Consider the following 20,713-nt stretch of genomic DNA (forward strand, 5'->3'; position numbering starts at 1 on the left):
TGAGCTACGCCGACCGGGCGGCGGAGGACACCGGGGCGGACACCGAGGCGGACGGCTCGGCTGCCGGCCCTTCCCCGGCCGAGACCGGCTCCCCCGCAGGCCCCTCCCCGACCGAGACCGGCTCCCCTGCCGACCCCTCCCCGGCGGCGACCGACCCCGCTGCCGCCCCCTCCCCGACCGAGCCGGGCTCCGGCGACGGTTCCGGGCCGGCCGGCGCTCCCGCGGACCCCGGTGACGCGTCCCGTTCGGCCGGCTCCGGCGACGTCACCGGCGACAAGGACTGAGGCGCTCGTGCTCAAGGCGACACTGCGGAGCTTTCTCGCGCACAAGGGGCGGCTGCTCCTGTCGGCGCTCGCCATCGTGCTGTCCGTGGCCTTCGTGGCGGGCAGTCTCATCTTCTCGGACACGGTCACCCGGACGTTCGACCGGCTCTTCGCCTCCACCTCGGCCGATGTGACCGTACAGCCGAAGAACGACCTGAACTCCCAGCTCCCGACCGGCGCCACCGAGACCGTGCCCGCCGCGCTCGCGGACCGGATCGCGCGGCTCGACGGAGTCGCCGCGGCCCGGGTCGACGCCTCGGTGCAGAACGCGCCGGTCGTGGACAGCGCCGACAAGTCGGTCGGACCCACGACCGGCGCCCCGACCATCGTCACGGACTGGCAGGTCACCGACCGCAGTCCGGTGAAGCTGACCTCCGGGCACGCGCCGAAGGGCGACGGCGAGGCGCTGCTCGACGCGGACACCGCCGACAAGAAGCACCTCGGCATCGGGGACACGCTGACGGTGCAGGCGCAGCCCGGTTCGTTCACCGTGCGGATCGTCGGGATCGCCACCTTCACCACCACCAACCCGGGCGCCGCGCTGGTCTTCCTCGACACCCCGACGGCGCAGACGAAGCTGCTCGGAGGCACCGACCGCGCCACGAGCATCTCCGTGGACGCGACCGAGGGGGTGGGCGACGCGACGGTCAAGCGGCGGGTCACCGCCGAGCTGGGCGGCGCGCGGTACGACGTGAAGACCGCCGCCGAACAGGCCAAGTCCTCGGCCGAGCAGCTCGGCGGTTTCCTGGACGTCATCAAGTACGTCATGCTCGGATTCGCCGGGATCGCCGTGCTCGTCGGCGTGTTCCTGATCGTCAACACCTTCTCGATGCTCATCGCCCAACGCACCCGCGAACTGGGCCTGTTGCGGGCACTCGGCGCCGACCGCCGCCAGGTGCGCCGCTCGGTGCTCACCGAGGCGCTGCTGCTGGGCCTGGTCGGCTCGACGCTCGGGCTCGCGGCGGGGATCGGCCTCGCGGTGGGGCTGATCAAGCTGATGACCGCGTTCGGCATGAACCTCAAGTCCACCGAGATGGTGATCGGTTGGGGGACTCCGGTCGCGGCGTACGTCGTCGGGGTGGGGGTCACGTTCGTCGCCGCGTATCTGCCGGCCCGGCGGGCGGCGGGCGTCTCCCCCATGGCGGCCCTCTCGGACGCCGAAGTCGCGGGTGTCGGCAAGCCGTTGCGGACACGGGCCGTGGTCGGGAGTGTCGTCGGGGTGGCCGGAGCGGCGGCCCTCGCCGGGTGCGCGGCCGCGTCGACGACCTCGACGTCCGCCTCCCTGCTCGGACTCGGCGTGGTGCTGACCCTGATCGCGACGGTGATCGCGGGACCGCTGCTGGTCCGGCCGGTGATCCGGGTCCTCGGCGGCGCCTTCCCCGCCCTGTTCGGCCCGGTCGGCCGGATGAGCCAGCGCAACGCCCTGCGCAACCCGCGCCGCACGGGAGCCACCGCCGCCGCGCTGATGGTGGGGCTCGCCCTGGTCGGCGGGATGTCGGTGGCCAGCGCCTCCATGAGCAAGTCCTTCGACCGCCAGATCGACAAGACGCTCGGCTCCGACTTCGTGCTCCAGAACGACAACTTCGTACCGTTCTCCAGGGAGTTGACGGACAAGGTGCGGGCCACGGACGGTGTGGGGCTCGTCGTCCGGCAGCGGTTCACCCCGATCGCGGTCCGGCTGCCGGACGGGAAGCGGATCGAGTCGTCGGCCGCGGCCTACGACCAGCGGTTGGACGACGTCGCCCATGTCACGTACGCGCGGGGAAACACCGCGGCGGCGCTCGCGGACGGCCATATCGCCATGGACGCCAAGTTCGCGAAGGACCATCGCGTCCGGGTGGGCAGCACGATTCCCGTCGAGTTCCCGGCCGGCCGCAAGACCGATCTGACGGTGGGCGCCCTCACCGACCAGGACGGCAGCGGCGGGTTCGGCATGCGGGGCGGGCTCGTCATCGGCTTCGGCACCGTCGAGAAGTACGTGCCCGGCGGACAGGACTCGGCGCTGTACGTGAACGCGAGCCCGGGCACCGACGCGGACCGGCTGCGTCCCCGCCTGGAGAAGACCCTCACCCCGTACCCGCAGGTGCAGGTCCGCGACCAGGCCGACTATAAGAAACTGGTGCACGACCAGATCGCGGTACTGCTCTACCTCGTGTACGCGCTGCTCGGGCTCGCGATCGTCATCGCGGTGCTCGGTGTCGTCAACACCCTCGGCTTGTCGGTGGTGGAGCGGACCCGGGAGATCGGACTGCTGCGGGCCATCGGACTCGGGCGCCGCCAACTGCGCCGGATGATCCGGCTGGAGTCGGTGGTGATCGCCGTGTTCGGAGCGGTCCTCGGACTGGCACTGGGGCTCGTCTGGGGCGTGTGCGTCCAGCGGGTGCTGGCGCTCCAGGGGATGAGGGAACTCGCCATCCCCTGGACGACGATCGTCGCGGTCGTGATCGGCTCCGCCGTCGTGGGCATCGCCGCGGCTCTCCTCCCGGCCCTGCGGGCGTCCCGGATGAACGTCCTGGCGGCCATCGCGCACGAGTGAGCGGCGTGTGGGCGTGAGCACCGCGTACGCGCCGCGACGCGGGTGGCCGTCCGGATGGCGGAATGCCGTGCCCGCGTACGGGCCCCGTGGTGGGATCGGCGCATGACCGACCTGCGTATACGGGCCGCCGCGCCCGAGGACCTGGACGCGGTGCTCGCCTTCTGGAAGACGGCCGCCGAGGGCACCAGCATCAGCGACGACCGCGCCGGCGTGGAGCGGCTGCTCGCCCGGGACCCCGAGTCCCTGCTCCTTGCGGAACGGGACGGCGAACTGGTGGGCACGGTGATCGCCGGCTTCGACGGCTGGCGCTGCCACCTCTACCGGCTGGCCGTCGACGCCGGCCACCGACGCCTCGGCATCGGCTCGGCACTGCTCGCCGCCGCGGAGGAACGTTTCGTACGGCTCGGCGGGCGGCGCGGGGACGCGATGGTGCTGGCCCGCAACGAGACCGCCCACCACGCGTGGCGGGCCGCCGGTTACGCGCCCGAGGAGCACTGGCGACGCTGGGTGAAGCCGCTCACCGCGTAGCGGGCGTCGGCCCGGCCCGGCAGACGGCTCACCGCGTAGCGGGCGTCGGCCCGGCCCGGCAGACGGCTCACCGCGTAGCGGGCGTCGGCCCGGCCCGGCGGACGGCTCGCCGAGCAGTGGGCGCGCCGGCCGAACCGGTACGACCGCTCACCGGCTCACGCGTGTCACGCGCCCCGATTCGGGGACCCGGAGTGACCTCGGCCCCGGTTCCTCCCGGGGCGCGGGGGCCACCGAGGAGAACGCTTTGCCCTTCCTTTACCCTTGGTGAACACTCCGTCCTCCTACGAAAGGTGTGAGCGTCCGCCCATGGGCGAGCCTCCCAGTACCCGGTGCCGTGATCCTCACGGTGGCCGCGGACATCGCGCGATCCCCCCGACCCTGGCCGATCATGGGACGGAGGTGACCCGATGACCGAAGTTCTCCTGCTGCTGGTGGCCGTTCTGCTGTCGCTGGCCTGCGGCGCCTTCGTGGCGGCCGAGTTCTCGCTGACCACGGTCGAGCGCAGTGAGCTGGAGCGCGCCGCCGAGCGGGGCGAGCGGGGCGCCGCGGGCGCCCTGAAGGCCGTACGCAACCTGACCTTCCAGTTGTCCGGCGCCCAGCTCGGTATCACCGTGACGAACCTGGTCGTCGGCATGCTGTCCGAGGCCTCGATCGCCAAGCTGATCGCGGGCCCGCTGGAATCGGTCGGGATCCCGTCCTCCGCGTCGCACTCGGTGGCCCTGGTCATCGGTACGGCGCTCTCGACGGTCTTCCTGATGGTCGTGGGCGAGCTGGTGCCCAAGAACTGGGCGATCTCCTCGCCGCTGGCCGTGGCCAAGCGGGTGGCGACGCCCCAGCGCTGGTTCAGCTCCGCGTTCCGGCCCTTCATCGCGCACCTCAACAACACGGCCAACCGTGTCGTACGGCGTTTCGGCCTCGAACCCGCCGAGGAGCTGGCGTCCGCGCGCGGCCCCCAGGAACTGGTGGCGCTCGCCCGGCACTCCGCCAAGGAGGGCGCGCTGGAGCCGGACACCGCCGAACTGTTCGTCCGCACCCTGAACCTCGCCGACCTGACGGCGGAGAACGTGATGACCCCGCGCGTCCAGGTCATCGCCCTCGCCAGGGAGGCGACCTGCGAGGACGTGGCCAACGCGACCCGGGCGACCGGCCTGTCCCGCTTTCCCGTCTACCAGGACAGCCTGGACGAGGTCGTGGGCGTCGCCCATATCAAGGACGTCCTGACCGTGGCGGCCGACCGCCGGACGCAGACGCCGGTCTCCCGGATCATGCGGGAGGCGCTGCTCGTACCGGAGTCGCTGACCGTCGACCGGCTGCTGGACCGGCTGGCGGGCCGCCGCACGATGGCCGTGGTCATCGACGAGTACGGCGGCACCGCCGGTGTCGCCACTCTGGAGGACATCGTCGAGGAGGTCGTCGGCGAGGTCCGCGACGAGCACGATCCGCACGAGACGCCCGACCTCGCCCCGGTCGGCACGGACGAGGACGGCCGCGCGCTGTACTCAGCCGACGGCTCCGCCCGCACCGACCAGCTCGCGCGCGTCGGACTGCGGGTGCCCGACGGGCCCTACGAGACCCTGGCCGGTTTCGTGGCGGCCGAGCTGGGCCGCATCCCCGCCGAGGGGGACACCGTCGACGCGACCGGCTGGCGTCTCGACGTGGTGGACGCCTCGGGCCGGCGGGCCGCCCGCGTCCTGCTGCATGCCCCGCACGACGCCGAGGAGAGTGCGCGATGACCGTCATACAACTGCTGATCGGGCTCGCGACGCTCGTCGTGAACGGCTTCTTCGTGGGCGCCGAGTTCGCGCTGATCTCGGTGCGCCGCAGCCAGATCGAGCCGCACGCGGAGCAGGGCGACCGCCGGGCCCGTGCCGTCCTGTGGGGGCTTGAGCACGTGTCCGCGCTGCTCGCGACCGCGCAGCTCGGCATCACGCTGTGCACCCTGGTGCTCGGCATCGTGGCCGAACCCGCGATCGCGCATCTGCTGGAGCCGGTGTTCCACGCGGTGGGCGTGCCCGCCGGCGCGGGCCACGCGGTCTCCTTCGTCATCGCGCTGACCCTGGCGACGTATCTCCACATGCTGCTCGGCGAGATGGTCCCGAAGAACGTGTCGCTCGCGGAGCCGGTACGGACGGCGCTGCTGCTCGGGCCTCCGCTGGTCGCCCTCTCGCGCGCCCTGCGCCCGGTGATCTTCGCGGTCAACGCCTTCGCGAACGGGCTGCTGAAACTGTTGCGCGTGGAGACGAAGGACGAGGTCGCGGCGACCTTCTCGGACGACGAGCTGGCCCGCCTCGTGCAGGACTCCGGCGCCGCCGGGCTCATCGACGACCGGGCCCAGGAGCGGCTGCACGACGCCCTGGAACTGGGCCGCCGCCCCGTGCACGACGTCGTGCTGCCGGTGGAACGCGTCGTCTACGCGCGCGTGGGCGTCACGCCGGAGGAACTGGAGCGGCTGTCGGCCGAGTCGGGCTTCTCGCGTTTCCCGGTCGTCGACGACCGCCGCCGCATCGTCGGCTATCTGCACGTCAAGGACGCGCTGGACGCCACCCCGCGCGACCTGCCGTTCCGCGTGGAGGACATGCGGTCGATCGCACGGGTCCGGGAGAGCACCCCGCTGGACGACGTCCTGACGGCCATGCGCCGCAGCCGTACCCACCTCGCGGCGGTGATGGGCAGCGACGGCCGGCTCACGGGGCTGGTGACCATGGAGGACGTGCTGCGGGAGCTGTTCGGGCAGCCGGTCTAGGGCCTGTCGTCTGAATCATGCGGCGGGTCGCGGGGCAGGGCGCGCCGGGTACGGGACGCCCTGCCCGGTCCGGACGGTGGGACGAATCCTGCCTGGCGCGCCGGTCGGGGCGCTGGATTCGGCCCACCGGTGCCGCCCGCGGCCGGGCCGGCGGCCCCCGACCGAGCCGACCGACCCGACCGACCGATGAGTATGTGTTCGGGTTACCATCTTTCCCGCCATGCAGACGAATCCCACCTACACCAGCCTTGTCGCGGTCGGCGACTCCTTCACCGAGGGCATGTCGGACCTGTTGCCCGACGGCTCCTACCGAGGATGGGCGGATCTCCTCGCGGCCCGGATGGCGGCCCGTACCCCCGGGTTCCGCTACGCGAACCTCGCGGTGCGCGGCAAGCTGATCGGGCAGATCGTCGCAGAGCAGGTCGACGTCGCCGCCGCCATGCGCCCCGATGTGATCACCCTCGTCGGCGGCCTGAACGACACCCTGCGGCCCAAGGTGGACATGGGACGCGTCCGCGGGCTCCTGGAGGAGGCGGTGGAGCGGCTCGCGCCGGCCTGCGGGCAACTGGTGCTGATGCGCAGCCCCGGCCGCAACGGCCCGGTCCTCGAACGCTTCCGTCCCCGCATGGAGGAGCTGTTCGGCGTCGTCGAGGACCTCGCCGCACGGCACGGCGCGCTGGTGGTCGACCTCTACGGCGCGCCCTCGCTCGCCGACCCGCGCATGTGGGACGTGGACCGGCTGCACCTGACCGCCGAGGGGCACCGCAGGGTCGCGGAGGCCGTGTGGCAGACGCTCGGGTACGAGGCCGAGGACCCGGAGTGGCGCACCCCCATGGGTCCTACGACACTGCCCGGCTGGATCTCCCGCCGCACCGCCGACGTCCGTTTCGCCCGGCAGCATCTGCTGCCGTGGATCGGACGCCGTCTGACGGGCCGCTCGTCCGGCGACGGCCGCCCGCCGAAGCACACGGAACTGCTCCCCTACGAGGGGCCTGTCGCACATGAGGGTCCTGTCGCGCACGAGGGTCCTGTCACCGGAACCCACGGCACCGAGTCGGTGGGACAGACCGGCTGAACCCCGCGCGCGATTCCCGGGCGGCTTCCGCCGTGCCTCTCTGACGAACTGCCGGAACTGTCGAGCGACACGGCGGCCATGCTCCGCATGAGGGGCAAGCTAGCGCGTCACGCAGCCGCCCTCACAGGGCGCACAAGGGGCGCTCGACAGCGCGGTGCTCACGGACGGTTCACGCCGCGCGCTCCCCAGACCTACGGCTGGGCCCGGCGTGAGCGCCGGACCCAGCCGACGACCCCTTCAGCTTTGCGGAGCATGGAAAGGAGCCGTCCCACCACCCGGGTGCGGGCGGCGAGCAACAGTGCGGCCGGCGGTTCCGGCCGGGTTCAGCATCCTGGCACTCCTGCGGAGACCTGAGAAGTACGCCCCTGGGCACCACGGGCGAGGCGGCACCCGGCGGCCGGCACGCGCGTCCGGGGCACCGGCGGACTCGTACCTTTTCGCCCCGACACGCCATCGGTGGGCGGATCAGGGCCGATGTGCCCCACCGACGCCACCCGGTCACCCTTCCCCGAGCGGCGAGAACCAGCCAGGCCGAAGGCGCTCGCCCGCGGACCGCCGGGTCGGTTCTGGGCCAGGTGCAGTACGGGGTTCCGGTGGTCCCGTGGACGGGGGGCCGTGGTTCTTCTGGTGCAGAGGGTGGGCACCTCCGGCGCGGGGTGCGGGCGGACACAGGTCGTTACGGGTGGGATACGGCCACCACCGGAAGCGGGGGTTCCCTGGCTCGAACACGCCGGTCGACCGCAGGCGCCGAACGCGCGGTGCCGAGTGCGCGGTTCGGCTGCGCGGCGCCGAGTGCACCGTGCCAACTGCGCGGTTCAGCCGCACGGTGCCGGCTACACGTTGTCCGCGTCGATGTCGACGGCGGGCAGGGGTGTGGGGGTGAGCGGGCCGTGCGCGAGGACGATCGCGGCCAGGGGGTAGGGCGGACCGGCGGTGCCGCGCAGGACCAGCAGCGGCATACCCCGCTCGTCCTGACGTCGGCCGCGTGCCAGCCAGACGCGGTCGGACCGGTCGGTCTGGCCCATCCCGAGGTCGTAGATCCGTCCCCAGAGGTAGAAGGGGTCGGTCGCGGCGTCGCTCGCCTCCTGGAGGAGTTCGGGGACGCCGTGCGCGGTGAGGTGGACCGCCACGCCGTCCAGGGTCCCCGCGGCGACCTGCGCGTGCCCGGCCGTGCGGGTGCGTACGTTTCTGGCCGCGCCGATCGCGTCGAGCCAGTACTCCCAGTCGGCGAGACAGGTGGCTTTGACGGCCACCGTGACGCGCTCCCCGTCCGCCGTGATCCGCATGGCCTCCAGGCGCGCGAGGTGATCGGCCTGGAGGGTCGCGGCGACGGAGACCGCGCGGGCGGAGGCGGTGTCCCATCCGGCGGTACGGGACCGCGCGGCGGCTGGTCGCACCCGCGGAACCTGCCCGTCGACCGGCTCGGGGAGGGTCACGGGCTCGGAAACGGCTACCGGTCCAGGCACGGCCATCGGTTCGGGCCCGGTGACCGGATCGGGGATGGCCGTCGGCTCGGGCGCGGTGACCGGATCGGGGATGGCCGTCGGCTCGGGCGCGGTCACCGGATGGGGCATGGCCGTCAGCTCGGGAATGGCCGGCAGCTCCGGGCCGGGCGCGCTTTCGTACGCGGGCCCGCCGTCCAGCGCGTACGCGCTGTCGTGCCCGTACGCGCTGTCGTGCCCGTACGGGCCCTCCTGTCGGTACCGGCCCTCCTGTCCGTACGCGGCCTCACGCCCATTCGCGGTCTCGCGTCTCCGCGCCGCGGCTTCACACCCGTACGCGGGCTCGTACTCACCGGCGGCGATCCGGTGTTCCCCCTCCGGCTCGGGCTCCGGCTCGGGCTCGTGCTCGGGTTCGGGCTCGTGCTCGGGTTCGGGCTCGGCTCCGATCCCGCGTTCGAGAGCCGCCGCCCGCTCACCGGCGTCCTCGCTTCCGGAGACCGGTTCACCGCCGGAGACCGGTTCGCCGCCGAGAACCGGTTCGCCGCCGCGCCCACGGCCCTCCTCTCCGTGCCCCCTCTCCCCCAGATACCGCCCCGCGCCCCGGTCGGCGAGGTGCAGGACGATCGCGCCGCGCGCGCCGGGTACGAGGGGGGCCTCCGTCGGCGCACGGTCGTGCCGGGGTTCGGGCTCCGCGCCGACCGGGAGCAGCCCCTTGCGGTTCAGCGCGGTGGCGATGCGCATCGCGACCTCGCTCGGGTAGCCGCAGTCCTCGACGATCGTGTCCACGGCCGCCCGGTAGGACTCCGGCCCGTTCCGCCAGGCCTCGACCTGGGTCCGCAGCCGTTCGAGGACGCCGGCGCCGCCGGCCTCGACCAGTCGCCCCTGCGCCTCCAGTTCGGCGACGAACTCTCGCGCGAATGCGCCGAGTCGCTCGGCGAGATCCGCTTCGACGGCGGTGCGGCCCGCCGCTTCGGGGGTCATGCCGCCACTCCCAGGTACTCGCTGCGCAGCTTGGCCAGGGCCCGGAACTGCAGCGTCTTCACCGCGCCCTCGGTGCGCGCCATGTGCCGGGCGGTCTCCAGCACCGACAGCTCCATGAGGAAGCGCCGGGTGAGGACCTCGCGCTGCGTCGGCCGCAGTTGCCCGAGGGCCTGGCGCAGCAACTCCTCGTCCAGGCCGGTCAGCACGGTGTCCTCGGTGCTGACGGTGAGGTCCTCGTCGAAGCCGAGCAGGTCCTCGACCACGAACTCCCGCCGCTGCGCGCTCTTGCAGTGGTCGATGACCTTGTTCCGCGCGATGGTGATCAGCCATCCGACGAAGCCGACGCCGCGGTAGGTGAAGGTGCCGCGTTTCATCCAGGCGGTCAGGAAGGTCTCGCCGGTGATGTCCTCGGCGACCTGCCGATTGCGCACACGGCGCTGCACATAGGCGAGCACCACGGGGTGGTGCAGTGCGTAGAGGTCCCCGAAGGCGTCCCGGTCGCCCGCGAGGGCACGGGCGATCAGGGCCGGTTCTCTGGTGTCGGACCGCGGGGTGGCGGCGTTAGCCTCGGCGATCAAGGCCTACTCCGTTCATGAGTGGATGAACCGTGGTGAGCGGACAGACGGGCGGACGGACAGACGGACGGGCGGACGGACAGACGCCGGAGCAGTGCACGAAAGCCCCATGGAGGTCCAGGCAGAGACCCCCCACGACCAGGACTTGCATACGTGCGACTAACTCACAGTCATGCAACATATGCAACTTGCGCACGCGCACGCAAGTTCCTTCACCGGTACGGCCGCACGACTTTCTGCCGCGAACTGGCGTACGAGCCCGGTCTGTTGGCTTGTCGCGACGCGTCGGCGCCGATTGACCTGCGACGACGAGCGCGCGCAAGTCGTATGCAAGTTGCATGCGTGCGCGCTAGTCTCCGGGTATGCGGAGCATGGAAGAGTCCCCCCACGAGTCCCGCGGTGAGCGACAAGCTCTCGCAAGGAAGGTCGGCGAGTACCTGACGAAGGCCGCGACCTCGGCCGGGTACGACGTCCGCCCACGAGCCGGCGGCCGGGCCCAACTGGCCGTCGCGATCGGAGTGAGCCTGACGACGATCAGCAGAACCCTGGAGGGGAAGACGCTCCCCCTCCCCTCGCAACTGACGACATGGGCGTCGGTGCTCGGTCTCGACCAGCGGGAGATGCTGGTCAACAGCGGAATGCTCTCCCCGGAACACGGGCCGCCACCGACGGTCCGGCAGGTGGCCTCGTCGCCCCTGACCCCGGAGGAGGCCATGGACGCGTGGGGAATCACCGATCTCAGAATCCGCAGGATGCTCAACGGGAACATCGTCCAGGCGATCGAGCTGCAGAAGGACCTCGACGCAGACGACGACCGGGGGGCCACGGCAAGGGGGTAACGAAACGTGGCGTACAGACTGGCAATCGCGTCCACCGCCAGTTGCACGGCCGGCGTGACATGCGTCGGCGGGGGCGTCTGGCAGCGGACGTGGGAACTGGCCGCCGTCGGAGGCGCTCTGCTGACCGTGGGCGTCGCGGGGCTGCTGGCCGCCCTGCTGCGCCACACGCTCAGCCAGGCCGACGCCCGCACGCGGCACGACCTCGGCGTGCTGGCGGAGCAGCGGAAGCGCCTTGAGCTGGACATGCGGGCGCGGGAGGCGGACCTGACCCGGCGCGAACAGGCGCTGGCGCGCAGCGCCGCCCTCACCGCGATGCGGCTCGGCAGTCATGCCAGGGCGGTCGACGAGGCGCGCGACGCGAACGCGGCGCTGCGTGCCAGGAACGCGCAACTGATGCAGGAGATCGAGGAGGTCAACGACGAGCGCAATCAGTTGATCACCAGCGAACTCAGCCTGGCCCGCGATCGCTTCACCACCAGGACGTACGGAGGTCTGCGCGCCGTCGTCGGCAGCGAACAGCCCCGTACCGATCCGCGCGCGCGTGCGGGGTACGAGACCCGTCCGCCCCGCTCGGGATCGTGAACCCGGCGGTCACCGTCCGGGGATCACCAGGGCCGACCCGGCGGTACGGGACCGGCGCTGTACAGCCGGTATGCTCCCTACACGTGACTGCCGCGCCTGCAAAGCCCCGTATCCCCAACGTCCTCGCCGGACGCTACGCCTCCGCCGAGCTCGCCACGCTCTGGTCCCCCGAGCAGAAGGTGCGCCTGGAGCGCCGGCTGTGGCTGGCCGTGCTGCGCGCCCAGAAGGACCTCGGGATCGAGGTGCCGGACGCCGCCCTCGCCGACTACGAGCGGGTCCTCGACCAGGTCGACCTCGCCTCCATCGCCGAGCGCGAGAAGGTCACCCGGCACGACGTGAAGGCCCGGATCGAGGAGTTCAACGACCTCGCCGGTCACGAGCACGTCCACAAGGGCATGACGTCCCGGGACCTCACGGAGAACGTCGAGCAGCTCCAGATCCGGCTCTCCCTGGAGCTGATGCGCGACCGTACCGTCGCCGTCCTCGCCCGGCTGGGCAAGCTCTCCGCCGAGTACGCGGAGCTGGTCATGGCGGGCCGCTCGCACAACGTGGCGGCGCAGGCCACCACCCTGGGCAAGCGTTTCGCGACCGCCGCCGACGAGCTGCTCGTCGCGTACGGCCGGGTCGAGGAACTGCTCGGCCGCTACCCGCTGCGCGGCATCAAGGGCCCCGTCGGCACGGCGCAGGACATGCTCGACCTGCTCGGCGGCGACGCGGCCAAGCTCGCGGAGCTGGAGCAGCGGATCGCCGCGCACCTGGGCTTCTCGGAGGTCTTCACCTCCGTCGGCCAGGTCTACCCGCGCTCGCTGGACTACGAGGTCGTGACCGCGCTGGTGCAGCTCGCCGCCGCGCCGTCCTCGACCGCCAAGACGATCCGGCTGATGGCCGGGCACGAGCTGGTCACCGAGGGTTTCAAGCCCGGCCAGGTCGGCTCCTCCGCGATGCCGCACAAGATGAACACCCGCTCCTGCGAGCGCGTCAACGGCCTGATGGTCATCCTGCGCGGCTACGCGTCGATGACGGGCGAGCTGGCGGGCGACCAGTGGAACGAGGGCGACGTGTCCTGCTCGGTGGTGCGCCGGGTCGCGCTGCCGGACGCGTTCTTCGCGCTGGACGGTCTGCTGGAGACCTTCCTGACCGTCCTCGACGAGTTCGGCGCGTTCCCGGCCGTGGTGGCCCGTGAGCTGGACCGCTACCTGCCGTTCCTCGCGACGACCAAGGTCCTGATGGGCGCGGTGCGTGCCGGGGTCGGCCGCGAGGTCGCCCACGAGGCGATCAAGGAGAACGCGGTGGCCTCAGCCCTCGCGATGCGTGAGCGGGGCGCGGAGCGCAACGAGCTGCTCGACAAGCTCGCCGCCGACGAGCGCATCCCGCTGGACCGGGCGCAGCTCGACGCGCTGATGGCCGACAAGCTGTCCTTCACGGGCGCCGCCGCCGACCAGGTCGCCGCCGTGGTGGCCCGCGTCGAGGAAATCCTGAAGCAGCACCCGGAGGCGGCGGGCTACACGCCGGGGGCGATCCTCTGACGCGCCTGACCCCCGCGGACCTGGAGGCCGCCCGCGACCGGCTCGTGCCGGATGTCGTCGCGGACGGCCTCTCGGTGCTTTTCTGCGGCATCAACCCGGGCCTGATGTCGGCGGCCACAGGCCACCACTTCGCCCGGCCCGGCAACCGGTTCTGGCCGGTGCTGCACCTGTCCGGGTTCACCCCACGGCTCATGAAGCCGGCCGAGCAGGCGGAGTTGCCGTCCTACGGGCTCGGCATCACCAACGTGGTCGCGCGGGCGACGGCACGGGCAGACGAGCTGAGCGCCGAGGAGTACCGCGAGGGCGGCCGGCTGCTCACCGAGAAGGTGACACGGCTGCGCCCGAAGTGGCTGGCGGTGGTGGGCGTGACCGCGTACCGGACGGCTTTCGACGACCGTATGGCGCGGATCGGCCCGCAGGAGCGGACGATCGGGTCGAGCCGGGTGTGGGTGCTGCCCAACCCCAGCGGGCTCAACGCGCATTGGACGGCGGCGACGATGGCCGAGGAGTTCGGCAGACTACGGTCGGCCGCCGAGACTCCGTGAGCCGGGGCCTGGGACCGACCGGCAGCGAGACTCCCTGACCCGGTGACCGTCCGGCGGCGGCAAGGCTTTCCGGGGGGCCAGTGATCATCCGGCGGGGAAGCTTCCCGTGGACCCGCGGCCGTCCTGACGCCGAGGGTGGCCGAGTCAGTGGCCGTCGGAGCACCAGCCCCCCGCTCCCCCCGGGGCACGGCGGGTCTATCGCGGTGATCAGGGCCAGGAACTGGGACGGCGTGTCGCGGTTCCAGTGCGCGGCGCCGAGGGCGATCCAGCGGTCGTGGCCCGCCGCCCGCCACAGGTGCACGCCCGGCACCTGGGAACTCAGCGCGCCCCAGGGCTCCGCTATGTCCTCGCCACCGGCCGACCGCTCGAAGACGCCGGCCAGGCTGACGTGCCGCGGCGGCCACCACCGCCCGGTGAGCAGCGCCGAGAGTCCGTCGCGCTCGGCGTCGAACTACTCCTCCGTCTGCGGGCGCCGAGCCGTCGGAGTCCCCGACGTCCTCGCTGGTCACCAACCCGGCGAGGTGACAACCGGGGCCGACGGTGCCCGCGCCGGAGCGGCCGTGCTCCGCGAGGAAATCCTCGGAGCACAGCCGGTCGATCGTGGCGAGATGCCGTGCGATGGTCATGGCCTCCAGTAAAGCGCCCGGCACTGACAATTGGTGAGGCGTCAGGAACCCTTCGGGGTCAGGCGTCCCGGCGTCGGACCCTTCGGGGTCAGGGCGTCCCGGCGTCGGACCCTCCGGGCTCCGGCGCCGAGCGCCACCGCCGTCCACAGGGCGGTCACGGCGAGCCCGCTCCAGGAGCCGAGGACGCCGTCCGCGGGATGCTCAACGTGGCCACCCGCCGCGCAGTACGGCCGCGCTGCCCGGCGGCCGTGCGAGCATCGGCCCGGATGCTGGGGACTGGCAGGCGCGCGCCGAGCTGCCGGTGAGTTGATCTACGCTGGCCCGATGCCGTTCACCGTCCTTCTCGTCGACGACGAACCCCTCGTACCAGCGGGGCCCCGCGCCGTGCTGGAGGCGGACGTGCTGCGGCTGATGGCCGGCGGTCTGTCGAACGCGGAGATCGCCGCGCGGCTCGTCGTGGGGACGGAGACGGTCAAGTCGCACGTCAGCGCCGTACCGGCGAAGCCGGGCGCCCGGGACTGTACGCAGGCGGTCATCGCGGCGTACGAGTCGGGCTTCGTGGCGCCGGGCTGAGGCCGACCCGTGATGTGGAAATGGTCCCCGGCACTCGCCGGGGTCTCCGGCGCCGAGTACGATCCGGCCAACACGCGCACGAGCTGGGAGGACGGACGTTGGGGCGGTTGACCGGCGGGGATCCCTCTCTGCTGCGACGGATCAATTCCGCGGTGGTGCTGCACGCCCTGCGCGCGGCGGACTGCGCGACCCTCACCGAGATCACCCGGGTGACGGGCCTGTCGCGGCCCACCGTCGAGGGCGTCGTCGAGGGGCTCATCGAGAACGGGCTGGTCGTGGAGCAGGCGGCCGAGGAGGGCGCCACGCGTCGCCAGGGCCGCCCGGCACGCCGCTACCGGTTCCGGGCCGAGGCGGGGCATCTGCTGGGCCTGGAGATCGGCCCGCACCGCGTCGCCGCGCTGCTCTCGGACCTGGACGGCCGGGTCATGGGCGCGATGGCGAAGGACGTGGACGAGACGGCGTCGGCCGACGAGCGTCTGGAACGGCTGCGGCTCGCGGTCGCCGAGCTGCTGCGCCGGGCCGGGGTGGCCCGCAGCTCGCTCCGCGCGGTGGGGGTCGGCAGCCCCGGCATCGTGGAGGCGGACGGAACCGTGCGCCTCGGCACGGCGCTGCCGGAGTGGACGGGCCTGCCGCTGGGCGAGCGGCTGAGCCGGTCCTTCAAGTGCCCGGTGCTCGTGGAGAACGACGCCAACGCGGCGGCGGTCGCCGAGCACTGGAAGGGCGCGGCGACCGAGACCGACGACGTCGTGTTCGTCCTCGCCGGGCTGAGTCCGGGCGCCGGTTCGCTGATCGGCGGGCGGCTGCACCGGGGCTACGGCGGCGCGGCCGGGGAGATCGGCGCGCTGCACCTGCTGGGCCGTGACGTGACGCCCGAGACCCTGTTGTCGACCACGGACGAGCCGCTGCACCCGTTGGACGAACAGGCGGTCGCCAAGGTCTTCGCGCTGGCCAAGGACGGCGACCAGCGCTCCCGCGCCGCCGTCGACCGGTTCATCCAGCGGCTCGTGCACGACGTGGCCGCGCTCGTCCTCGCCCTCGACCCGGAGCTGGTGGTCATCGGCGGCTGGGCGGCCGGCCTGGACGGCGTACTGGAGCCTCTGCGGCGGGAGTTGGCCCGCTACTGTCTGCGCCCGCCGAAGGTGACGCTCTCGCTGCTCGGTGAGGCGGCCATCGCGACGGGGGCCCTGCGGCTGGCTCTGGACCACGTCGAGGAGCAGCTCTTCGCCGTGGAGGGAACGGTGACGGCCCGCCGCTGACCCGGCGCCCCGGGAAGCGGCGACGGCATGGAACGGCTCGCGCCCCGGAGGGTTCCGGGGCGCGGGGCCGTGGCGAGGTGCGGCTCGACGGGGCGCGCGGCCCCGGCGGGGCCGGTCAGGAGGCGCGGCGCTCCGGGTCGTGGTGGATCTCCACCCGGCCGGAGTCGCCGAAGGTGAGCCGGCAGGTATCCGCGCGGTAGGTCGCCACGGAGACCGCGGCGGTGCGCCCCCGCGCGAAGAAGCGGGTCGTGACGACGAGAACCGGCGCGCCGGGCAGCCGGTCCAGCTCCCGGGCGTCGTCCGCGCGGGCCGAGCCCAGCTCGACGGCACGGTCCTGGCCCGCCAGCTCCAGCCGCTGCAACTCGCGCAGCACCGCACGCGCGCGTGCCGCCCCCGAGGGCGCGTCGATGGCGGACAGGTCGGGGACCGAGGACGCCGGGATGTAGAGCAGCTCGGCGGCGACGGGCTGACCGTGCGTCACGCGGGACCGGCGCACGGTGTGCACCGGCTCGCCCTCGGCGGTCTCCAGAACCCCGGCCACCGGGGCGGGCGGTGCCGCGAGGACGCAGTCAGCGGCCTGCCAGGCGTCCCCCGCCGCCCCGGGCCACACGTGCTGTTCGGTTCCTACGGCCACGCCCACGCGCGGCGGGGCGACCGTGGTGCCCACACCCCGGCGGCGCTGTAGCCGTCCTTCGAGTTCGAGCTGTTCGAGCGCCTGGCGCAGGGTGGCCCGGGCGACGCCGAAGCGGGCCGCCAGATCACGTTCGTTGGGCAGGATCTCGCCCACGGTGAACTCGGAGTCCAGTGCCTCGCTGAGCACGGTCTTGAGATGCCAGTACTTCGGTTCCGGCACCGTTTCCAACTGCGTGGTCCCCACCCTGTCCTCCGCAATCGCCGTGTCCCTGCGGCGTTTTAGCGCCCTTGTTTATTAAAGGTTCCTGCACTATCCCTGCGACCATAGGGCCGACCCCACCCTTGGTCAAGACCAATCCTCGATCCTTGGGGAACGCACGGGCGTGTTGCAGCAGAGCGTTCACGGGGCGTTCGCGCTGGGAGACGTTCGCGACACAACGCCGAAAGCCCCCGTCCAGGAAGGCGGGGGCTTTCGCGGCGGGTCGGACGCTTCGGCGCTGCGGTACTTCGGCTCTGCGGTACTTCGGAACTGCGGTACTTCGGAACTGCGATACTTCGGCAGTGCAGTACTTCGGGCCGGCGGAGCCGGTGCGGACTAGTCGGCGGCGAGGGAGACCAGCTTCTCCGGGTTGCGGATGACATAGACGCAGGCGATGCGTCCGTCGGCGACGTCCAGTTGGAAGACGGTGTCGGGTCTGCCGCCGGACAGGGCGACCGCCGCGAAGCCGCCGTTGAGTTCGAGGAAGCGGAACGAGAGGTCGTGCGGCCCCTTCCGGGCGGCCCCGACGATGAAGCGGCTGATCTTGTCGGCGGTTTCGAGGACACGCAGGGGCGCCTTGGAGAGGCCTCCGCTGTCGCCGATCAGGCGCGCGTCCGGCGCCAGCAGGGTCATCAGCCCCTCCAGGTCGCCCTTTTCGGCGGCGGCGAGGAACCGTTCGGTGAGGTCACGGCGTTCGGCCGGGTCGACCTCGTAGCGCGGGCGTCGCTCCTCGACGTGCCGGCGGGCCCGCCCGGCGAGCTGGCGCACCGCCGGTTCCCCCCGGTCGAGAATCGTCGCGATGTCGGCGTAGGGGTAGCCGAAGGCCTCCCTGAGGACGAACACCGCGCGTTCCAGGGGCGAGAGGGACTCCAGGACCACGAGGACGGCGAGGGAGACGGTGTCGGCGAGGACGGCCCGTTCGGCGGTGTCCTCGACGGTGCCGGCGAAGTCGGTGACATAGGGCTCGGGGAGCCATGGTCCGACGTAGGCCTCGTGCCGCGACTGGACCTGGCGGAGCCGGTCGATGGCGAGGCGGGTGGTGACCCGCACGAGGTAGGCGCGCGGTTCGCGCACCTCGGAGCGGTCGGCCGCGGACCAGCGCAGCCACGCCTCCTGGACCACGTCCTCGGCGTCGGCGACACGCCCGAGCATGCGGTAGGCCACGCCCGTCAGTACGGGCCGGTGTTCTTCGAAGACATCGGTCGCGGTGTCGGTTGCCACCGCACCATCCCACCCGACGCGCCCTCGCCTGTCCAGGCGAATTCACCGCCGTGACCGCGCGGACGGGCCGTCCGGCGGGGCCCGCGCGGTTGATGGAGAACGGGGGCTACCCGTCGGTAGCAGTTGCTGACAAGCTGTCTACGAGTCAGGCCTTCACCGGCGTCCCAGACGAGGAGCAGCCCCATGTCCGACACGGTCTCCTTCAGCGTCCCCACCTCCAGCGGCCCGAAGACGGTCACGTTGTCCTACGCGCGCGTGGGCAGCGGCGAACCGCTCCTTCTGCTGCACGGGATCGGGCACCACCGGCAGGCCTGGGACCCGGTGATTCCGCTGATCGCGGCCGAGCGGGACGTCATCGCCGTCGACCTTCCGGGCTTCGGCGCGTCCCCTGCGCTCCCGGACGGGCTGTCGCACGACCTGTCGACGGTGGTGCCCGTGCTCGGCGCGCTGTGCGAGGCGCTGGGGGTCGAACGGCCGCATGTGGCCGGGAACTCGCTGGGCGGGCTGCTGGCCCTGGAACTGGGCCGCGAGAAGCGCGTGCGGTCCGTCACGACGTTCTCGCCCGCCGGTTTCTGGTCGCCGGTCGAGCGGCGGTACGCCTTCGGGGTGCTGCTCGCCATGCGTCAGGCGGCCCGGCGTATGCCGGTCCCGGTCGTCGAGCGGCTCTCGCGCTCGGCTGCCGGACGGACGGTCCTGACCAGCAGCATCTACGCCCGCCCCGCCCGCCGCTCACCCGAGGCCGTCGTCGCCGAGACCCTCGCGCTGGCCAACGCCGAGGCGTTCACCGAGACCCTGCGCGCGGGGACGACGGTGCAGTTCACCGACGACATCCCGGCGCTGCCCGTCACCGTGGCCTGGGGCACCCGGGACCGGCTCCTGGTGCGCCGTCAGGGTGTCCGCGCCAAGCAGATCATTCCGCGGGCCCGGCTGGTGCGGCTGCCCGGCTGCGGTCACGTCCCGATGAACGACGACCCGGCCCTCGTCGCCCGCGTCCTGCTCGACGGCAGCCGCTGAAGGAGCGCGCCCCGCTCCCCCGGGTGCGGTCCGGTGCCGGCCGTCGCCGTCACCGGCGAGCGCCCCCGCCTTCGGACGCCCGTCCCGTACGACCGCCCGTCGCCCGTCCCGTACGACCGCCCGCGTCTTCCCGCGTCCGGCACTCGACACGCCCGCGCGGACCGGACGCCGGGCGGTCACGGTGCTCAACGCCCCCGACCCCAGGGCCACTCCGACGCCCACAAGGGCGCTGCCGACGGCCTGGGCGGCGCCGTAGGCGCCGGTGCCCACGAGAGGGGCGGTGGCGGCCGCCGCGACGGGGATGAGGCCGGAGAAGAGCGTGGCGCGCTCGGCGCCGATGCGCTGCATGCCCATGTACCAGCAGACGAACCCGACCACGGTGACGACCGCCGCCTGCCACAGCAGCGCTGCCGTCTCGGTGGCGTCCGGCATCCGCAGCCACGCCCGGCCGTCCATGACCAGCCCGGCCGCCGCCGACTCGACGGCCGCGAGCCCGCACACCGTGGCCGACAACAGCCGTGGCCCGAGCGGCCGCAGCACGGGGACGGCCAGTACGGCGAAACCGACCTCCCCGGCGAGCGCGCCGGCCGAGTACGCGATCCCGGCGCCGTCGGTGCGCCCCCAGCCCTGGACGGTGAAGGCGCCCAGGGCGACGAGCGCCGCCCCGTAGAGCACCCGGTGCCGGGGGCGGCGGCCCTCCAGAAGGGGCACGAGAACGGCCACGACGACCGGCGCGCAGCCCACGAGGACGCCCGGAACCGCCGGTTCCGCCGTGCGTTCGGCGGCGAGCACCGCGAGGTTGAAGCCGACCATCCCGACGGCCGCGAGCAGGGCGAGGCGCGTCCACTGGCGGGCGTCGAGCAGGCGCAGCGGGGCCGTGCCGCGCCGGCCCAGCAGGGGCAGCAGCAGGACGCAGGCGAGGCCGTAGCGGAGGAACTGGCCGCCGCCGTAGGGGTAGTGGCCGAGGAGGCTGTTGGCGGTGAAGGACCCGCCGACGAGGACGCAGGCCAGGGCGGCGAGCAGGGCGCCCCGCGTGGTGGTGGCGTTCATGCCGGTGACGCTACGAGGAGGGTGTGGTCCGGTTTAAGGTCCACTTCCATGACGTCATCGGGGACCAATCACGGCGAGCCGCCCGAGCCGGGTCCGTCCGGTGGGGCGCCCTGGACGGCCGCCTGGGAACTGCTCCTGCCGGCCGCGGCGGCACCGGCACGCGCGCGGGGACGTGCGCTTCAGGCCGCGCTGCGCGAGGCGGTCCGGTCCGGACGGCTCGCCCCCGGCACGCGGTTGCCGTCCAGCCGGGCGCTGGCGGGTGACCTGGGCGTGTCCCGGGGGCTGGTCACCGAGGCGTACGAGCAACTCGTCGCCGAGGGGTATCTGCGCAGCGGCCGGGGAGCCGGCACCTGGGTCGGCGGCGCGGCCCGCGCCGTGGTCCCGCG

At 72.9% G+C, this 20,713-nt stretch carries 16 protein-coding genes and 2 pseudogenes; 13 read left to right on the forward strand and 5 right to left on the reverse strand.

The window, feature by feature from the left end; translation table 11 throughout:
• Positions 1-291 precede the first annotated feature (291 nt).
• From AB0912_RS31915 to AB0912_RS31935, 5 genes are all read left to right on the forward strand, one after another.
• A complete protein-coding gene (locus tag AB0912_RS31915; protein ID WP_366706049.1) occupies positions 292-2,859 on the forward strand; it encodes an ABC transporter permease in 2,568 nt (855 codons plus the stop codon).
• A 102-nt stretch (positions 2,860-2,961) separates the two neighbouring features.
• Positions 2,962-3,387, forward strand: coding sequence for a GNAT family N-acetyltransferase (locus AB0912_RS31920; RefSeq protein WP_366706051.1), 426 nt, complete (start codon positions 2,962-2,964; stop codon positions 3,385-3,387).
• Positions 3,388-3,794: 407 nt separating this feature from the next.
• On the forward strand, positions 3,795-5,120 hold the full coding sequence (locus AB0912_RS31925; RefSeq protein WP_366706053.1) for a hemolysin family protein: 1,326 nt from the start codon (positions 3,795-3,797) through the stop codon (positions 5,118-5,120).
• On the forward strand, positions 5,117-6,130 hold the full coding sequence (locus tag AB0912_RS31930; protein ID WP_366706055.1) for a hemolysin family protein: 1,014 nt from the start codon (positions 5,117-5,119) through the stop codon (positions 6,128-6,130). Before AB0912_RS31925 ends, AB0912_RS31930 begins: the two co-directional genes overlap by 4 nt.
• A 220-nt stretch (positions 6,131-6,350) precedes the next feature.
• On the forward strand, positions 6,351-7,205 hold the full coding sequence (locus tag AB0912_RS31935; protein ID WP_366706057.1) for an SGNH/GDSL hydrolase family protein: 855 nt from the start codon (positions 6,351-6,353) through the stop codon (positions 7,203-7,205).
• 833 nt (positions 7,206-8,038) lie between these two features.
• Here the strand turns inward: AB0912_RS31935 and AB0912_RS31940 are convergent.
• Together AB0912_RS31940 and AB0912_RS31945 are read right to left on the reverse strand one after the other, a co-directional pair.
• Positions 8,039-9,628: a BN159_2729 family protein gene (locus AB0912_RS31940; protein ID WP_366706059.1), complete on the reverse strand. Its 1,590-nt coding sequence runs from the start codon at positions 9,626-9,628 to the stop codon at positions 8,039-8,041.
• Entirely contained in the window at positions 9,625-10,206 is a 582-nt protein-coding gene (locus tag AB0912_RS31945) for a sigma-70 family RNA polymerase sigma factor (protein ID WP_366706061.1), read from the reverse strand. The genes AB0912_RS31940 and AB0912_RS31945 overlap by 4 nt, the downstream gene beginning before the upstream one ends.
• A 359-nt stretch (positions 10,207-10,565) precedes the next feature.
• Between AB0912_RS31945 and AB0912_RS31950 the strand changes: the two genes are divergently transcribed.
• The 6 genes and pseudogenes from AB0912_RS31950 to AB0912_RS31975 all read left to right on the forward strand — a co-directional run bounded on the left by AB0912_RS31950 (position 10,566) and on the right by AB0912_RS31975 (position 16,150).
• Positions 10,566-11,042, forward strand: coding sequence for a transcriptional regulator (locus tag AB0912_RS31950; RefSeq protein ID WP_366706063.1), 477 nt, complete (start codon positions 10,566-10,568; stop codon positions 11,040-11,042).
• A gap of 6 nt (positions 11,043-11,048) precedes the next feature.
• Positions 11,049-11,624, forward strand: a complete 576-nt coding sequence (locus AB0912_RS31955) for a hypothetical protein (RefSeq protein ID WP_366706065.1) — start codon at positions 11,049-11,051, stop codon at positions 11,622-11,624.
• An 83-nt stretch (positions 11,625-11,707) separates the two neighbouring features.
• The gene (gene purB, locus AB0912_RS31960; protein WP_366706067.1) at positions 11,708-13,150 is read left to right on the forward strand and encodes an adenylosuccinate lyase; all 1,443 of its coding nucleotides are present in this window, start codon (positions 11,708-11,710) and stop codon (positions 13,148-13,150) included.
• Positions 13,147-13,695, forward strand: coding sequence for a G/U mismatch-specific DNA glycosylase (gene mug / locus AB0912_RS31965; protein ID WP_366706083.1), 549 nt, complete (start codon positions 13,147-13,149; stop codon positions 13,693-13,695). The genes purB and mug overlap by 4 nt, the downstream gene beginning before the upstream one ends.
• Positions 13,696-14,711: 1,016 nt before the next feature.
• A pseudogene (locus tag AB0912_RS31970) lies at positions 14,712-14,894 on the forward strand (helix-turn-helix transcriptional regulator); the annotation flags it as partial.
• Positions 14,895-14,992: 98 nt separating this feature from the next.
• Positions 14,993-16,150, forward strand: a complete 1,158-nt coding sequence (locus AB0912_RS31975) for an ROK family transcriptional regulator (protein WP_366706069.1) — start codon at positions 14,993-14,995, stop codon at positions 16,148-16,150.
• A 115-nt stretch (positions 16,151-16,265) separates the two neighbouring features.
• On the opposite strand, the gene AB0912_RS31980 is transcribed toward AB0912_RS31975, so the two are convergent.
• Together AB0912_RS31980 and AB0912_RS31985 are read right to left on the reverse strand one after the other, a co-directional pair.
• Positions 16,266-17,027, reverse strand: a complete 762-nt coding sequence (locus AB0912_RS31980) for a GntR family transcriptional regulator (RefSeq protein WP_366706071.1) — start codon at positions 17,025-17,027, stop codon at positions 16,266-16,268.
• A 351-nt stretch (positions 17,028-17,378) separates the two neighbouring features.
• Complete coding sequence (locus tag AB0912_RS31985) at positions 17,379-18,263, reverse strand: RNA polymerase sigma-70 factor (protein ID WP_366706073.1); 885 nt, start codon at positions 18,261-18,263, stop codon at positions 17,379-17,381.
• 183 nt (positions 18,264-18,446) lie between these two features.
• Here AB0912_RS31985 and AB0912_RS31990 point away from each other — a divergent pair, with 183 nt between their 5' ends.
• Complete coding sequence (locus AB0912_RS31990) at positions 18,447-19,277, forward strand: alpha/beta fold hydrolase (protein ID WP_366706075.1); 831 nt, start codon at positions 18,447-18,449, stop codon at positions 19,275-19,277.
• Here the strand turns inward: AB0912_RS31990 and AB0912_RS31995 are convergent.
• A pseudogene (locus AB0912_RS31995) lies at positions 19,164-20,327 on the reverse strand (DMT family transporter); the annotation flags it as partial. The gene AB0912_RS31990 and the pseudogene AB0912_RS31995 overlap by 114 nt on opposite strands.
• 48 nt (positions 20,328-20,375) lie before the next feature.
• Between AB0912_RS31995 and AB0912_RS32000 the strand changes: the two are divergent.
• A partial coding sequence (locus tag AB0912_RS32000; RefSeq protein ID WP_366706077.1) for a winged helix-turn-helix domain-containing protein occupies positions 20,376-20,713 on the forward strand: 338 nt, incomplete at its 3' end.

This window comes from Streptomyces sp. NPDC007084, assembly GCF_040703595.1.
GTDB lineage: Bacteria > Actinomycetota > Actinomycetes > Streptomycetales > Streptomycetaceae > Streptomyces.

Excerpts from the sequence above, each read along its gene's own strand:
- AB0912_RS31925 (WP_366706053.1), top strand. The coding sequence starts at position 3,795 with ATGACCGAAGTTCTCCTGCTGCTGGTGGCCGTTCTGCTGTCGCTGGCC.
- AB0912_RS31990 (WP_366706075.1), top strand. The coding sequence starts at position 18,447 with ATGTCCGACACGGTCTCCTTCAGCGTCCCCACCTCCAGCGGCCCGAAG.
- AB0912_RS31950 (WP_366706063.1), top strand. The coding sequence starts at position 10,566 with ATGCGGAGCATGGAAGAGTCCCCCCACGAGTCCCGCGGTGAGCGACAA.
- AB0912_RS31930 (WP_366706055.1), top strand. The coding sequence starts at position 5,117 with ATGACCGTCATACAACTGCTGATCGGGCTCGCGACGCTCGTCGTGAAC.
- AB0912_RS31935 (WP_366706057.1), top strand. The coding sequence starts at position 6,351 with ATGCAGACGAATCCCACCTACACCAGCCTTGTCGCGGTCGGCGACTCC.
- AB0912_RS31920 (WP_366706051.1), top strand. The coding sequence starts at position 2,962 with ATGACCGACCTGCGTATACGGGCCGCCGCGCCCGAGGACCTGGACGCG.
- AB0912_RS31940 (WP_366706059.1), bottom strand. The coding sequence starts at position 9,628 with ATGACCCCCGAAGCGGCGGGCCGCACCGCCGTCGAAGCGGATCTCGCC.